Annotated in this window: 14 protein-coding genes; 9 read left to right on the forward strand and 5 right to left on the reverse strand. The window is 42.6% G+C overall.

The annotated features are described in order from the left end of the window. Nucleotides 1-56 precede the first annotated feature (56 nt). Nucleotides 57-2,360: a zinc-dependent metalloprotease gene (locus MWU56_RS00155; protein ID WP_247040992.1), complete on the forward strand. Its 2,304-nt coding sequence runs from the start codon at nt 57-59 to the stop codon at nt 2,358-2,360. A gap of 120 nt (nt 2,361-2,480) precedes the next feature. Here MWU56_RS00155 and MWU56_RS00160 read toward each other — a convergent pair whose 3' ends face one another. The 4 genes from MWU56_RS00160 to MWU56_RS00175 all read right to left on the reverse strand — a co-directional run bounded on the left by MWU56_RS00160 (nt 2,481) and on the right by MWU56_RS00175 (nt 4,665). Next, nucleotides 2,481-2,726 (reverse strand): DUF6520 family protein, encoded by a 246-nt coding sequence (locus MWU56_RS00160; protein ID WP_247040993.1) that lies wholly within the window; start codon nt 2,724-2,726, stop codon nt 2,481-2,483. A gap of 59 nt (nt 2,727-2,785) precedes the next feature. Continuing rightward, nucleotides 2,786-3,238: a MauE/DoxX family redox-associated membrane protein gene (locus tag MWU56_RS00165; protein WP_247040994.1), complete on the reverse strand. Its 453-nt coding sequence runs from the start codon at nt 3,236-3,238 to the stop codon at nt 2,786-2,788. 96 nt (nt 3,239-3,334) lie between these two features. After that, entirely contained in the window at nt 3,335-4,261 is a 927-nt protein-coding gene (locus MWU56_RS00170; protein WP_247040998.1) for a helix-turn-helix domain-containing protein, read from the reverse strand. A 26-nt stretch (nt 4,262-4,287) separates the two neighbouring features. Beyond that, nucleotides 4,288-4,665: a hypothetical protein gene (locus tag MWU56_RS00175; RefSeq protein ID WP_247041000.1), complete on the reverse strand. Its 378-nt coding sequence runs from the start codon at nt 4,663-4,665 to the stop codon at nt 4,288-4,290. 199 nt (nt 4,666-4,864) lie between these two features. Here MWU56_RS00175 and MWU56_RS00180 point away from each other — a divergent pair, with 199 nt between their 5' ends. From MWU56_RS00180 to MWU56_RS00200, 5 genes are all read left to right on the forward strand, one after another. Then, nucleotides 4,865-5,146 carry a hypothetical protein gene (locus MWU56_RS00180; protein WP_247041002.1) on the forward strand — a complete coding sequence of 94 codons (282 nt, stop codon included), beginning with the start codon at nt 4,865-4,867 and terminating at the stop codon, nt 5,144-5,146. 12 nt (nt 5,147-5,158) lie between these two features. After that, nucleotides 5,159-5,998 (forward strand): RteC domain-containing protein, encoded by an 840-nt coding sequence (locus MWU56_RS00185; protein WP_247041004.1) that lies wholly within the window; start codon nt 5,159-5,161, stop codon nt 5,996-5,998. 273 nt (nt 5,999-6,271) lie between these two features. Then, entirely contained in the window at nt 6,272-6,550 is a 279-nt protein-coding gene (locus tag MWU56_RS00190; protein ID WP_247041006.1) for a helix-turn-helix domain-containing protein, read from the forward strand. 3 nt (nt 6,551-6,553) lie between these two features. Continuing rightward, the gene (locus MWU56_RS00195) at nt 6,554-7,096 is read left to right on the forward strand and encodes a hypothetical protein (RefSeq protein WP_247041008.1); all 543 of its coding nucleotides are present in this window, start codon (nt 6,554-6,556) and stop codon (nt 7,094-7,096) included. Next, entirely contained in the window at nt 7,093-7,755 is a 663-nt protein-coding gene (locus MWU56_RS00200; RefSeq protein WP_247041010.1) for an ATPase, read from the forward strand. The genes MWU56_RS00195 and MWU56_RS00200 overlap by 4 nt, the downstream gene beginning before the upstream one ends. Before the next feature lie 711 nt (nt 7,756-8,466). On the opposite strand, the gene MWU56_RS00205 is transcribed toward MWU56_RS00200, so the two are convergent. Continuing rightward, nucleotides 8,467-10,290: an alkaline phosphatase gene (locus tag MWU56_RS00205; RefSeq protein ID WP_247041011.1), complete on the reverse strand. Its 1,824-nt coding sequence runs from the start codon at nt 10,288-10,290 to the stop codon at nt 8,467-8,469. 364 nt (nt 10,291-10,654) lie between these two features. On the opposite strand from MWU56_RS00205, the gene MWU56_RS00210 reads away from it, so the two are divergent. From MWU56_RS00210 to MWU56_RS00220, 3 genes are read left to right on the forward strand one after another with little or no spacing between them, the layout of a single operon-like run. After that, a complete protein-coding gene (locus MWU56_RS00210; RefSeq protein WP_247041013.1) occupies nt 10,655-13,816 on the forward strand; it encodes a SusC/RagA family TonB-linked outer membrane protein in 3,162 nt (1,053 codons plus the stop codon). A 13-nt stretch (nt 13,817-13,829) separates the two neighbouring features. Beyond that, a complete protein-coding gene (locus MWU56_RS00215) occupies nt 13,830-15,206 on the forward strand; it encodes a RagB/SusD family nutrient uptake outer membrane protein (protein WP_247041015.1) in 1,377 nt (458 codons plus the stop codon). Nucleotides 15,207-15,222: 16 nt separating this feature from the next. Continuing rightward, nucleotides 15,223-16,746: a BspA family leucine-rich repeat surface protein gene (locus tag MWU56_RS00220; protein WP_247041017.1), complete on the forward strand. Its 1,524-nt coding sequence runs from the start codon at nt 15,223-15,225 to the stop codon at nt 16,744-16,746. Nucleotides 16,747-16,776 lie beyond the last annotated feature (30 nt).

Genomic DNA, 16,776 nt, shown 5'->3' on the forward strand with positions numbered 1-16,776 from the left:
CGGGTGCATGTGGTCCTGGTTGGCAAGAGAACTATAACAACATATTTAGAGATACGATGAAACAGCTTATATTTTATATTTTAGGAATCATGCCTTTCCTAGGACTTGCCAGAGAGCCAAATTTGCATTTATCAGAGAACTATGTGGGAAATGTGCCAAGGGAAGGGTCCTCCTTTTTGACCACTACCGTTCACAATGATCAGCTTTTTTTGACCATACCGGATAACCTTTTGGAGACACCCATGTTGTTCGTTCGATATGATCATGTGCCAACACCCAAATACCTTCAAGTGGTCTGGTCTTTACAAGGGAATAACATACTATTGAAAATACCGCGGATCGAGTCTACCGCAGGTATCTTATTGCCGGTTAGGAAACGACTTGCCCAGAAGGATAATATCATTGGTATTTATCCTGTGGAGCAGACGGTGGAGGCGGTCAATGGTCATACCATCAACGTAACAGAGCTGCTCTTGAGCCAAGCGATCGAATGGAAACCTGGGTATACGGAAACCCCTGTGCCACAAATCAGTCTGGTCCTGGGAGCCAAGAACTGGGACAACGAGGTGGTCATTAAGGTGCGCAAGGGACTGGTCATGGACAAATCCAGGATAGCGGTGCCCATATTCTATGGGTTTGCCGCTCTGCCAAGTCCCATGAAGTCCAGACGGTTTGATTACCGTATGGGTTTTTTTGATGATGCCATTGACCAAATCCATTTTGATCTGATCAACAAAAAGGCCAACATCACCCGATGGCGCTTGGAAAAGAAATTCAAGGACCAAGAGGTCAGTGTGCCAGTGGAACCCATAACTTTTTGGATATCCCCCGAAGTACCCAAACCGTGGAGACCTTATATCAAGGCAGGGATAGCGGAGTGGCTTCCCGCTTTTGAGTCCGCCGGGTTCAAAGATGCACTAGTGGTCAAGGAACTGGACAGCTTGGATCCCTGGCAAGCACACCGCATCCATTTCAATAGGGTACACTGGTCCCAAAAAAAGTACCTGCGTGGTTCCGAGGAAGAAAACTATGGGGGAACGATTGGGCCAGTGATCGATATCAGGACAGGGGAGATATTACGGAACGATATTTTTATGGGGGCCTCGGCAAGGACCGTAATGGAAAAGTATTTTGTACGGGCAGCGCCCCTTGATCAAAGGGCTCAACGATTTCCTTTTCCCGAAACCCTGACCGGTCAATTGTTTCAAGTGATAGCGGCCCATGAGGCGGGTCATGCATTTGGACTGGTAGATGGCAATTTTGGAGAGTTTGCCTATCCTTGGGACAAGATGAACGATAGTATATGGCTTCACAAGATGGGCCATACCCCCAGTATCATGAACTATAGCCGATCGTCCAATATTCCACAGCCATCGGATAGTATACCTCCATCGCTCTTACTGCAAAGAGTAGGGCCAACCGACCACTATAATATCCAATGGGCCTATACGGAATTCCCGAAAGGGACCACCAAGAAAGCAGAAGCGGAAGCCTTGGAGCAAATGGTCCGATGGCAAGATTCGGTACCCTGGTATCGGTTCAATTCCAAAAGGTTGGAAGTTATTGGTCCCGCGGCCTCCAATGAAGTGGTGGAAACCAATAATCCGGTACAAAGTACCCAACTGGCCCTTAAAAACCTGGAAAGGGTGATGGCACTATTGCCGGCCGCCTGTCATGATCAAAATGACAATGCCCGATTGGAACGCTTATATGAGCGAACGGGATTGTTGTGGTTGGATCATATGAAACATGTGTTGAGCCTGGTCGGGGGCTATGATATCCACTATAAATCCATTGACCAACCAGGGCCCATGTACGATCCGTTGGATAGGGAAATGCAGGAGGAAGCTTTGCACTTTCTGTTGTCTAATGCCTTTGATCCACCAAAGTGGTTGAATGAACCAAGTTTTCATACAAGGACACGGTTTTCCACTTTTTCGGACAAGATCTTGGATTATCAGCGGACATTGCTTTTTGAACTCTTATCGGCCAATAGGTTGAAACGATTGGAATATATGGAGTCTTTTTGGGGCTATGAAAACTTGGTTGTTACATTTTTGTCCCAACTACGATCAGGGCTGTTCCAAGAGCTGCGGTCAAATACTTTTCCCGTAAATGCAAGACGTCAGGAACTACAGCAACTTTATATCGGAGTGGTTATAAGGATACTTGAGAAAGAAGGCCCCAGTATAGATCCCCAGGAACAGTTCTTTATCCATTCCGACTATGCCAAAGGGTTGTTGAAGCAACAATTGATGGAGTTGAAAAAGGAGATCAAGAGCACATTAAAAAGAAACAAGAAAGGACCCAATGGGGGGCACTGGCAATTGTGCTTACGAAAAATCAGTGCCATGGAGTAGTGTATTAAAGGTATGCCATGGACTTTGGGGAACCCCATTTAGTTTATGGATGTATTTGAGTTAGTTAAAAAAGGTGCCTTGTAACAAGGCACCTTTTGTTGATGAACACGCTTCAAGGATTTAGTCCTTGTGCAATGGTGTACTGCCAAAATCAGGTTCGGCATACAATTGATACGTACCGATCTTACATGGAATGGTACCACCGGCATAACATGATTCTTCCACCATGGTGGATTGCCAACCTTGACCAGTGACGTTATAGAAGGCCTCACGGTCTACCGATTTGTCCTCAGTGGCAAAGGCCAGGCCTACCGCCAGTACTATGGCTAAGGCAGGTAATACGATTTTTAAAAAACTTGTTTTCATGATATAAACTATTATGAATTAATGCTTACTCTTTTTTAGGTTTTCGGCTTCCCCTGGCACTACGTAGTATTTTGATCCAGAAAGGTCTTCTGGTGCAGTTTTTTGTTCAGTATAATGGCCCAAAGTGCCATGGCCATACATGCCCCATTGAACACGAGATGGTCCTTCCACCCCAAGGCCGATAATGCACCCCCGCAGGAACAGGGAATGGAGTCACTGAATTGAAGGACCGTCCCGATATAGCCGGTGAAAAGGGCCAATAGTACCAAACTGGCATATAGTCCCAAGATCCGGTACTTCGGGATCAGCAATAGTCCGGCGATCAGCAGTTCCATAAAGGGCACGTACCAAACAAGACCGGTGGCCAAAGGGGCTATGTAGGGCATCCGCTGTAGCCGCAGTTGAAAAATATCCAGGTGCAGCAATTTACTGGTGGCCGTATAGAGGAACAGTATGCTCAAGAGCAGGACGATGATGTATATGATGTTGGCGTAACATGGTTTCCTTGACATATCTTTTGATTTGATATGACAAAGTTCGATAGTCGAAATTATTTCTAAGGGATAAATACTTGTCCTGTAGGGATTTATCGTTTTGGGATGATCAGTTTATTTTCTAAGGCTGCTGGGCGGACTTCCATATTTTTCCTTAAAGGCCCTAGAAAAATGGGGAATGCTCTTGAAGCCGGTCATATGGGCTATGGTCTTTAGGGACAGACTGGTATGGAGGGTCAAGGTCTTGGCCTTGCGCAGGCGCTCTTGGGTCAAGAACTTGAAAACAGAGGTGCCGTACAATTGTTTGAACCCATATTTCAATTTGAATTCGTTGGTGCCCATTTGCAGGGCCAGGTCCTTGAGCTTGGGAAGGTCGTTGTCCAAGTTATTGATGATCATGTCATGGACGCCACGGATCATTCGGATGTCCTTTTGGCTCAGACGTACCTTGGGCGACCTGGTGTCCTTGCTAACCTTCAACGCCTGTTTCCAGAGTCCTTTTCCAAAAGGTTCGCTTTTGGAGAACAGTACGGTGTCCATCAGGATTTTTTGGTGGGTGCCGTCCAAGTCCTGAAAACAGGTGACATTGAATTCCTTGCGAATGATCAGCCCTTCGCCAGTGGTCAGTTCCAAGGGTATTTTGGTGTCTGAATACTCCTTTTTCAACAGTTGTTGTTGTTTCTTTTGCCAAATTTTACGGGAACCTTTGGTCAATAGTTCCGTGATATGGGTGCCGATCAAGTCCTTGGGCAATCGGGAAAGGAGCGAACTTGTTTTTTGATTGGCCATTTCAATGATGCCCTCCGCATTCAGCAAAAAGGATAGTTGTACCAAGTATTGGGGCGTATCCTCGGCCCTCGCAAATCCCTGATGTACAAAGGAGGCCCTGATTTCCTCATTGACCATATTGAGCATGACGATAAGGGAGGCGACATTGTCATTCTTTGCACTGGGTTCCAGACTAAAGAAAAAGTTGCCGCGTGCCATTTCCATCAACATCTGCTGTATGCGTTTTACGTTGAAATCATCGGTGTTTAGCATGGCGATCGGTTTAAGGTGCTGTCAATTCATGTTGTGGATTCCTTTAAAAAGGCAATGGCCTCGGCCTTGTCCGTAAAGGAGGCCGTGGGAAAGGAGACCAGATGGGTGCCCAAATAAAAGGCACTGATCACATCGGTCACGGGCGGGTCGATCAAAAAGGCCAGTGCCTTGACTAAAAGCGACCCTTCCATGGCAAAGTAATCCCTAGCGGGCTTGTTGACCATACGGATTTCCCGGATATCACAGAGCACAGGCATGGACAGGCCTTCTTGGACCTTCATACGGTCTCTCACGATGATTTGTGCAGCTTCGAGATCAATCATATGATCTTTTTTATAAATGACATGTAAAAGGTTGTCGGTCAACAGATACACTGCGTATTTGTTTTCATGGGATGTATTCATAATGCAAAAACTGGTAATCCAACTGAATGTACAAAAATATTGGTTATAGATAACTGTTAATGAATTGAATAGCCCGTTTTTATTGACAAGTGATTATCTAAAAAGGAATAATACTTATCTCAAAAGGAGTCATTTAAAAATGTATACGCTTTAATCCTACAAATGCCATTACTTTTTATGACAATTTAAACCAAACGATATGGCAAAGATCAAACACCACAATTTTTTGAACACCGTATATGAAGTATACCCTGATACAAAACAGGCTGTAGCATTGCACTTTTATGCCGGGGACCAGTCCTTTTCCGGTAAGAATATAGACGTCGGGGGACGGAAACTTTACCATTCTGGGACAAAAGGATACTTGGGACTGGAACAGCTTACGAGATTGAAAACTGTTGCCATGGATAAATATGCCTATTTCCAGGCCAATGGCAATTTCATTGTGGAAGTAATCAGGGTCATGGAAGTGCAGTATTAATGGTTGGTTATTATGAAGTACCAAAAACTGCTATCAGTATTTGAGGGCCAATTAGAGTCCTTGGAGAGTGGAAACGGTGATATCCTCTACAAAGCGGAGAAGGGGATTGCACTGGTAGAAAAAAGTATACGCAAACTACAAAAGGAAATAGGAGGGAAGGTCTTCGAGACGCAATCTGACGAGATTTATTTTTTTAAGCATGTCAAACCACAAATCTTTAGCAAGCTCATCTATTATGTCAGGCTCTTTAGTATTGAAAGCAAACGTCCCCGTGGCAAGAATATGGCCCAAATCAAATACCTCCAGCAGCAGATCGATAAGTTACAGACCTTTTTCAATGACAATCTCGAATTCTACAATTATTACCGGAGAGGTGCGATGTCCATGGACGAACAGTATTTTGTCCGGGGCAATCGGGACCTGCGCATGCCCTTGGAATCCTTTCACTTTCTGATCGATGATCAGTTCTCCACCTGTCAGGACGGTACAGTGGCCACTATCATGGCCTACGATATGCTCATTGTATACTTACGAAAGGAGGTAGATGACCTAAACAATTCTCTGGAACCCCAAAAGAACACACCTATGGAAAAACCTTCTAAATTATTCTGGACCGGGAGCAAGACCGATCTCATCGAATTGCTCTATGCGCTCCATGCCAGTAATGCCGTAAATAGTGGAACGGTCGACATCAAGGAGCTGGCTTCCCATTTTGAGCATTTTTACAATGTGGACCTGGGCAATTACTACCATACCTTTATCGAGATACGGGCGAGGAAAAACAGCAAAACACGCTTTTTGGACAAGCTTATCGAAATGCTCAACCAACGGATGCGTTCCTTGGATGAATGAATGCAGAACTTTCCCAAGTGGGTACCTAGGTGGGAATTTTGGTATTGGAAGGGTGAGGGTGGTTGTTTCATGTTTTTTTTTCGGGATGCTTGTTTCAAATAAGGTCAAACGGCATCAGAAATAATGTCCATAAATCGTTCCCTAGGTGAGGCCCAACTCTAGAAGTTTATTGAAAATCCTTTATAAGATTTGTACCCGAAAGTCAAATCAGTGATTGGACCATCAAATTTGTTGCGACTAATGCGGTGGTCCTTTCTTTTAAATTCAAATCATATGGGAGCGACCATTGTTACGACAAAAGACCTCATGGAGTTCAAACTGGAACTACTGGAGGACATTAAAACGTTATTGGAGCACAATTCAGGGACGGCCAATAAAAAATGGCTCAGATCAAAGGAAGTACGCAAACTCTTGGGCATATCCCCGGGGACATTGCAAAACCTTAGGGTCAACGGCACTTTGCCCTTTACACGGATAGGCGGGGTGCTGTACTATGAACAGGGAGAGATCCAGGAGGTCCTTGAACAGAACAAGGTCCATAATCGGATCTAGGCTTTGGGCGATATCAATTACATCAAACATTTGAACGGGGTCTTCGGACAGTTTACCAAGGACGGCCGTTTGAACCCGACCCATATCAGTCTTTATGTAGCCCTGTTCCAGCTTTGGAACAATAATTTTTTCAGGGAGTCCTTTTACATCAATAGGGAAGAGGTGATGGAATTTTCCAAGATCGGGTCCAAATCCACCTATCACCGTTGTATCAAGGAGCTCAGCCATTGGGATTATATCCGCTATGAGCCATCGCACAACCCGTTCAAGGGCAGCCGTATCAAGATGTTCGATTTTGGGACAAGTGGTGGACAAGTAGTGTACCCAAGCCATACCAATTTTGGGACAAGCAGTGGACAAGCACTGGTACCTATAAACAAACCTATACAAACCAAGAAAAACAATAGAAACAGTGAAAAACCGGAAAATTCAAAAAAATCAACTTCCCATACCTCTGAAAGCAAGGACAAACAGCTTAGGGCCACTGTCCCAAATAGGGACAACCTCAGGACCACCACGGACAAAGATTACCATCAGCCGCTTTGAACTATCGATCACCACATATCATCACCGAGGATACGGTCCAATATGAACTGGGAACACTAAAGGGGCGTGAGATCCACTATGATTTCGAGAAGATGTTGGTCTATTTGGAGGCCAAGGGCAAGCTGTTGTTCGGAAAAAAGTTCAAAATCTATAGGGAAGATCGAGAAATCATTTACCAATTGTGCCTCTATTTTATACGGGACAGGGCACGGTGTTCGCAGTTGGGAATCGATATTGACAAGGGCGTGCTCCTATCAGGACCCGTTGGATGTGGTAAGACCAGCTTGATGAAATTATTGAAGTTCATGGTCCCGCACCAAAGGCCCTATCAGGTGATTCCAAGCCGGAACATTGTGTTCGGGTTCAATCATCTCGGGTTCAAGATCATTGGGGACTACGGGGACGCCCAGTTGTATTGTTTTGATGACCTGGGCATTGAGCCCGAGGGTGTTCATTTTGGCAAGGAATGCAATGTAATGGGGGAAGTTTTGCTATCCCGATACGAGTTGTTCCGGAATGCAAAAAGAAAAACACATGCCACGACCAATTTGAATGCCGAGGAATTGGAAGCACGTTACGGAAATCGGGTAAGGTCGCGCATGCGGGAACTGTTCAATCTGGTTGCGTTTGACAACAGGAGCAGGGACAAGCGCATCTGACTTATAGTTGGGACAGTGAACACCTGTTGCCGAAGTGGCACAGGGATTCGAAGATTCTAAGTTGTAGTCAGGTACCGATCTAAGATGTCCTAATGGGTGCCCTCTTTTATTTGTGGCTTTTTAAAGTGTTGCTTTTCAATATGTTGATATTTGGGTTCGAATAGGGCCTGGATTGGAAAGGTTTTTGGACATTTATGGGAGCGTATTTTACTATATTCTAATTTAGAAAGTCTATAATTCACCTGAAGATGCCGCTAGAGAGGTGTTTTGGGGGTGTCTACTTAAACATCTGTATATAAATTGATTATGCTTTGGCTGTTGGTTCTGGCACTCCCGACGAATCACTAAATAGGTGGTGTTTAAGTAAAGTCCACGGACTGATTTAAAGGTATTTAGTTTTTAAGTATTCATCTGATATCATAAAAAGGTGTAGAGTTCGGTGAATGGTTCAGTACGTTCCATGTGAATAATTTAATTATAGTTTGGAATAAGCAAACAAACATCCTTTAAAATGTGCGAAGCGATGATTAAAAGGAGACGTGAACCTTAAAGCTTTTGTCATTCCTACATTATGTAATAAAATGAAGTTTTCCGGAATTGTAGTCAAGATTTCATGATTATGGACCTTGATGGGTGAAAACTTGGGAACGGGTTTGTTCCCAAGTTCACTTAACAACAGCACTTAAAGCTAACTAAACTAACTGTAAAATTTTACTTATGTGTTTGTACATTTAGAATTTCCATGATTTTATGGAAAACTTCGCTATTCTCGTAAATGCCCTGAAATTTATGCGAATATGGGCCATAGGCAAAAATGGGAACCATAGCGGCTGTATGGTCATATGTAGTAAAATCTCCTTCGACCCAGTTATCTTGGATATTTCCCTGCGGAATACTAAACCCTGAAGTTTCATGGTCCGCAGTTATAATTACGAGCGTATTACCAGAGTTATCAGCAAATTTGATAGCTTCGGTTATGGCCTCATCAAAATCTATGCCCTCACTTACAATGCCTGGCACATTGTTTTGGTGGGCATATTTATCAATCTTGGCGCCTTCCACCATCAAGAAAAAAGGTTGTTTTTTTGAGTTGAGAAAAGCAATGCCGTTTTTGGTGGCTCTGGCCAATAGATTGTCTCTGCCTTCTATAATTCCAGGCAAATCACCCTTTGCAAAGAAATGTCCGACTTTTTTATCTTTTGATCTGCCTATATCCTCTACACTTTGCATTATTTGAAAACCTTTTAGGGTCTCCTTGTTGTCAAAATCCAGTTCACCACCTCCCATGAACAACGAAAGTTTACTCTTGGATAAATCAGAAACAATACCATCGGTTAATGATCGATCTTCTTGATGTGCATAAAAGGATGCTGGAGTGGCTCCTGTTAACTTGTCAGTGGTTATACATCCAGAAATATAACCTGCCTTGGAAAGGACTTCTGGGATATTGGCCAAGGGAGCCCTCAGGGTATCCAATCCAACAGCCCGGTTATAGGTTTTTGCCCCTGTTGCCAAAGCTGTACCGGCAGCGGCCGAGTCAGTGGTAAAATCATCTGCGGAGGCTGTTTTTAAAAAACCGATACTCTTAAGTTGGGTCAGGGTCAAAGCTCCGCCATTGGCTAAAACGGAAGCAGAAATATGGGACAACCCATTTCCGTCACCGATAAGCAAAATAACGTTCTCAACGGTGCGTTCTTTTTGATCGGAAGTATAACGTGGCTTATAAATTTTCGAAATCTGTTTGGTTTGAAAAGACCTTTTTGGCAAAGAGGCGAGAAATTTCCTACATTCAAAAGGTGTGTCGGTATTTATATAGTCTACATTAAGTTTGGCCAAAGCCCTCCATGCCGACTTGGTGTCTGGTGTGGCCCAAAATCTGAATGGTTTGCCATAGCTATGCGCTTTTTCAATCGTCGCTTTTACTTTTGTATAGTCCTCTGTTGTTAATCTGCCTAATCCATTCCATTTGGATGTCTTCTTAAAATTGAGACTGATAAGTGCGACCTTGCTCCACTGTTTTGGGTCATTGATGTTCTCCAGGCTTTGATAATCGAACATAATGTAAGATGGATAGTTCAAATAGGTGTTAACGGGAGGGCGGTTCCCGGAGATGGTAAGGATGATATTCGGATTTTTTCGAATCTCAGGATATTTTTGTAATACCGATATCAAACTTTCCAAGGTCGATACCGCTTCGGACTTTACATCAATCAACAGTTGTAACGGCGTTTGGCCTAGCAAGTCCAAGGTAATTGCTTTTTGTATCGGCTGAAAATATAGGTTTTCAATTGTTCGGTCATTGATTATTTCAGAGGCCTCATGGGTAGCATACAGTTTGCCATCTCTTAAATATATATCCACTTCAATAGATCTGGCTCCTCCAGACAAAGCCTTCCAGAAAGGAAAATCTTGTTCATAGTCATTGTGTGAATGTACCTCTTGTGCAGCTATTTGTGTGAGGAACAAAGATGTCAGACAAAAAAAGATGCTTACATGGAATTTGACATATTTGAAACCTCCGAAAGAAAAGTACATAAAATAAGTTTTTGTTAAACGAAAATATAACGAGAAAGTATAATTGTAATCAAACAACTATCCCTCCAAAACAACAACAAAATTCCTATTTGCAAAAAAATAATTGTGCAAACCTTTGCACAAAATAGGAATGTTGTTCATTAATTTTCAAATAGTTGAAGTGATAAATTGATCCGCCACCGATATAGACTGAAATGGAGCCGTTTGTTGAATTAAAAAACGTATGTGAATACAAGGTTAAATACTTGCAAATTAAAGATTAACCAATGCAAACCTTTGCATAAAGTTTTAATCTTGCCTTGTTATCAAAATCGTTTTTTTATTGTTATTTGGTTGGCGAATTAACAAAAACAACTATCCAAACATGAAGAAATTTAAATTTTTGATATTCATTTTTCTTATTGGTGTTTCTACCTCTGTGTGGGCACAACAAACAATAAGCGGTACGGTATCCGATAGTGAGGGGGTACCCTTGCCAGGAGCAAGTATTATAGAAAAGGGTACTACCATCGGTACAGTTTCAGATTTTAATGGGCAGTACACTATTACAACTTCATCGAATGCCCCTACATTGGTGGTTTCCTACTTGGGGTTTCAAACAATGGAAAAGAAGGCATCTCCGGCTACTCAAACGATTGATTTCAGTTTGGAGGAGTCTAGCAATGTGCTGGATGATGTGGTCGTAATTGGTTATGGAACGAGTTCGAAAGAAAAAATAACCGGAGCAGTGGCTAGTGTTGGTGCAGAGGAGATTCAACAGTACTCAAACGCCAATATAGATCAAGCCATTGTTGGGAAATTACCAGGGGTGGATATTTTAACCAACGCCAGAAACCCTGGAGATGGCAATACAATAACTATTAGGGGGGCAGGTTCGATCACAAGGGATGCCAATCCTTTGGTGGTCGTGGATGGTTTTCCATTGGCAGAAGGAAGTTCCTTAAACGTGCTCAACCCCAATGACATTGAAAGTATCGACGTTATTAAGGATGCTGCTTCCTCCGCCATATATGGTTCACGTGCAGCCAATGGACTGATAATGGTAACAACCAAAAAAGGAAGAAGCAAGAAACCAACCGTACAGCTACGTTCCGTAATGGGAATCCAGGAACGTACCGGTACTTATGACTTGTTGAATGCCTATGATGCAGCGGTCTTTTTTAAAGATGCCCGTAACAATGCATATGTGAAAAACCACCCTGGGGCAAATATCAACGATACGGAAGCAGAACGTATTGCCAATGGTGCCAATGTTAGAGAGTTAATACTTGATTATACAGTGCCTTACCTTAATAATGAACAAGGGTTGACTGATTTTGATTGGGAAGATGCTGTATACAGGGCCGGAATTGTACAGAATCATCATGTAAGTGTCTCCGGTGCTACCGAAAATACCGATTATGCGGTATCGCTTGGGTATACCGATGAGGAAGGTATTGTAACTTCAGCAGATCAACAGCGTTATACAGCGAACATCAAGGTAAATACCAGATTGGGCAAACACTTCAAATATGGGGTCAATGTCAATGGATATTATGCGGAACGCGGACTCACTAATGGAAGCAACCAATATCGATACCCCATAGATCCTGCAGGAAGAGCAATGGTGTATATGTATCCTTTCTTTTCAGCCTATGATGACACCCATCCCACAGGATATAATATCGAGGCACAGATTCGGGCAAATAGACCTTACAATGCCAATATGCAGGAAAACCCAGTGGCCATGGCCGAATTATCCAAATACCAACGAAGGGAGTTCAGAACTTTTGGGAACACATACCTTTCTTATGAGCCTATCAAGAATTTGGAACTGAAAACATCTTTGGGCTTTCTCTACCATTCAAGCTTTACAGATCAATTCGCCCCGATGTTGACAGGAGCTTATAGGGAATTAATTAGCGAACGGAACTCACAACAGGGGTCAGAGAGCAGAAGTGACCAAGGTGATGTTTTGATTGAAAATACGGCAAACTATACTTTTGATGCAGGAAAACACTCGTTCAATGCCTTGTTGGGACAGAGTTTCCAGAAAAGTACTTATGCCTCACTCTCTGTAGATGGATTTGATTTTCCCAATGATATTATTGAAAATATAGATGGATCAACATTACAAACAGCAGGTGCCTCTAGGAGTAGATGGACACAATTGTCCTATTTCGGGAGACTAATGTACAATTATGACAATACCTACTTTCTATCAGGTTCCATTCGAACTGATGGATCCTCACGCTTTGGTAGTGACAATAGGTACGGTACCTTTGGGTCATTTTCGGCAGGTTGGGTACTGAGCAATGAATCCTTTTTTCCAGAAAATGATATCCTTACATATACCAAACTAAGATATAGTTGGGGGCAGACAGGAAATAACCAGATTGGGAATTACGCACAATATGCTTCGATAAGCACAGGAAGGGATTATCCATATGACAGTACATTGCATCCAGGAGCAGCACCATCTAGTGCCCCATCTTATAATTTAGGGTGGGAAACCAATACATCCAATAATTTCGGTGTAGACCTTAGTTTTTTCCATAAGATCAGATTGGGTGTTGATTATTACATAGCGGACATAACCGACTTACTACTTGATAGACCGGTTCCCAAACATACTGGCTTTAATGAATCATTGCAAAATATCGGTGAAATGCAGAACAAGGGCTGGGAATTTAATATTGGTGCCTCGGATTTCAAGCTAGGCGATCTTAGCCTTGGTGTAAATGCCAATCTTGCGACAAATAACAATGAAATCATTTCCTTGGGAGGGGCTGATGAGCTATATGAAGGAAGCAATCAAAGGTTTATAACCAGAGTGGGTGAATCTTTGGCCAATTTATATGGTTACAAAATTGTGGGTATTCTAAAATCCGAAGAAGAGGTACAAGAATACAGGAGCAGAAAAAACACGACGCTTTCCTCAGAAGTGGGAGACTATATTTTCCAGGATACTGATGGCAATGATGTCATTGATGCCGATGATAGGGTGCTTTTGGGCGATTACAATGCCGAGGTGACCTATGGTTTTGGAATCAATCTGGCTTATAAAGGATTTGATTTCAACATGAACTTTAATGGAACCATGGGAAGGGTTGCATTTGATGAAATGACCTCACGCTATTTGGAATATGGAGAGGCTTTCACCAATACCAATTATCACTATTTCAATAATTACTGGGACCCTACTCGAAATCCGGAAGGATTCTTGTCACCCCCTGATGCATATGGAAACACAGCAACAAGAAAGGCCAGTAGGAACCCTACCAATTATAATGTGTTGGATGCGGATTATTTAAGGTTGAGGAGTGTGCAATTGGGGTATAACCTGCCCAAATCAATTTTGGAGCAATTACACCTTCAAAGCTTGAGAGTGTATGTGTCTGCCAATAACTTACATACTTGGACTGACTACAGAGGTATGAATCCAGATGGGGGTAACACTGGAAACCCACTCAATAGAGGGCACATACAGGGAACCACTGCTGTTCCACGACTAATTTCCGCAGGTATTAATCTATCATTTCAATAAAAAAAATAAAAAGATGATTATTAAAAGAACATTTATTGTCATATCAGCATTGCTGTTGTGCATTGCTTGTGAAAGCGAGTTGGACCAGTTACCTGAAACAGGAATACTGGCAGATAATTATTATACAGATCAGGATAATGTGGAGTCCACCGTGAACGCTACATACAACGAACTTCAGGCCCTTTATGATTACTATATGATTCTTTGGGGAGAAATCCCTACGGATAATGCCTATATCCAAGCACCAAACTCTAATGGTGGTGCTAGAGCCTTAGAAGATTTTTCATGGACGAGTACAGATGGATTTGTCGGAAGCATCTGGGAAAATTGCTATGAAGGCATTTTTTATGCGAACACCGTTTTGGATATTATAGATGAAGTCTTATACGACAGCGAATCTCTAAAAAGTGTTAGAATTGGCGAAATGAAATTTATTAGGGGATTCTTATATGATCACTTGACAACCATGTACGGAGCTGTACCTTTAGTGTTGACCATAGACGACCCTACCAATGCATTTGATGATACCAGGACCTCGGTTGAGGAGATTTATGAACAAATTGAAAACGATCTGTTGGATGCCATTGATCTACTGCCCAAAAATAACAGTACGGGTAGGGCCAATGAGTATGCCGCTAGAGCCATTTTGGCCAAACATTATATGAAAAGACAGTTGTTCGGTCAAGCAGAGGATCAATTGGAAATCATTGTTGATTCACAGCAGTATGAGCTTGCTCCGATCGACGAACTCTTTGGAGTGGAAAACGAAGGAAATGATGAGGATATTTTTAGTGTTCAGTATGCTTCGGATTTGGACGGAAGGAGTGAAGGAAGTAGGTTTCATTACTTGTTTACACAACCGGACGATCAAGGTGGCATGGGTGCCATGGCAATGGAGAGTTCCTTGTATGATCTTTATGAAACGGACGATTTACGAAGAGATTTCATCAATGAATCAAACAATGTCTACTATTTAGACAAATGGACACCGTCACCAAGTAGTGATAGGAGTGATGGGGGAGATAACCATTATGTTGTAAGGTATGCGGATATTTTATTGTTATATGCAGAATGCTTGAACGAGAACGATAAAACGCCTTTGGCAGGAACTTATCTTGACCTGGTAAGGGACAGAGCCAATCTCGAGGGTACCACGGCAACCGATAAGGCTAGTATGCGATCTGCGATAGCCCTCGAAAGAAGGTTGGAGCTTGTAGGCGAAGGTCATCGATGGGTCGATCTTTTGAGAACAGGTAGTGCGATTAGCACAATGAACACCTTTTTTCAGAATGAGAACAAAAGTATAACCGTAGAACCTATCCGTTTGTTGTCACCACTCCCACAAGCTGAAGTGGACATTACAGAAATGGAACAGAACCCAGGGTATTAATAAAAAAAAATAGTACATGAAACGTTTTTATAAATTTATTTTGATTGCTGCATGTATTGGGGCAACTGTATCCTCTTGCGATGTGGATAGTACAGATTATTCCTTGGACGACAGGGATGTTTATATTGAATCCATAGTAATTGAGGCTGCAAAGAATGATTGTATAGAGGAAGATATTGAAGTTTCGGTATCCAACCCTTCCAGGAGTATAACTGCTTCGCTGCCCAATGAATGTGATGCCAGCGAATTGGTGTTGACCATAAACCTTAATGAAGGGATAACCACATCCCCTGCATCAGGAGACAGTTTTAGTACAGGTACATCTTCTTTGTTGGTGTCAGGATTTGGTCTAGAGGAAGAATATACCGTTAATTTGAAACCCTTGGAGCCTTTTGAGTCCGATGAAGAATTCGTTACGGTGTGGCGGGTGAGCGCTGATGAGAGTATTACGCTTCCATTGATTGAGTCTGGAGCCTATAATTTTAAGGTCTTTTGGGGAGATGGAGCGGAAAGTATCGTTGCTACTTATGACCTTGAATCTGCCTCCCACACGTATACGGAAGCTGGCGATTACACAGTGACTGTGTGGGGTGTCATTGAAGGGTTTAATTTTTATGAAACAGACCAGAGCTCGGACAATATAATAGATGTAACCAGCTGGGGTCAGCTTAAGCTGGGCAATGATGAAGCCTATTTCAGAGGTTGTTCCAACCTGCAAATCTCGGCAACCGATGCACCTGATTTAAGTGGAACAACTACACTTAAGGCGATGTTCAGAGAAGCCACTTCCTTCAATAGCAATATAAACCATTGGGACGTTAGCGGAATAACCAATGTACAGGACCTTTTTTATAAGGCTTCCAGCTATAACCAGCCCATGGATCAGTGGGATGTGGGGAATGTTACCACTTTCGAAACTATTTTTAGGGAGTCTGCTTTTGACCAAGATATTTCTGGATGGGATGTAAGTAGTGCAACAACCTTAAAAAATATGTTCAGGGATTGTCCGTTCAATCAGCCAATTGGAGATTGGGATATTTCGAATGTAACCAGTTTACAATCCACGTTTAGAGGTAATGATGCATTTGACCAAGATCTTTCTGGATGGGGAGATAAATTGGGGAATATTGTGACAATGCGTGAATTGTTTCGCGAGTCTGATTTTAATGGCGATTTAAGTGCATGGGATGTTAGCAAGGTAGTGAGTATGTGGGATATGTTTAAAGACAGTGGATTCAACAACAGTTCGGTCAATAATTGGGATGTGAGTGGCCTAGACAATATGGAAACGATGTTTGGAGGTGAAAACTGTGCTTTTAATCAAGATATTTCCGGATGGGATGTGAGCAATGTGGTGAATATGCAAAACTTGTTCAAGGAAAATAAAGCTTTCAACCAAGATATTTCCGGATGGAACGTGGACAATGTGATGTGTAACTATGATTTTGATACGGATGCACCCCAATGGGAGGAGGCCCATAAACCAAATTTCGTCGCTGATAACACAGACAATAATGAATTTTGTAACAGGGACAACTAAAGTTGTTTTTTCTCATTGCAAGAAGGGGCT

The organism is Allomuricauda sp. F6463D, assembly GCF_023015965.1.
Classification (GTDB): Bacteria; Bacteroidota; Bacteroidia; order Flavobacteriales; family Flavobacteriaceae; genus Flagellimonas.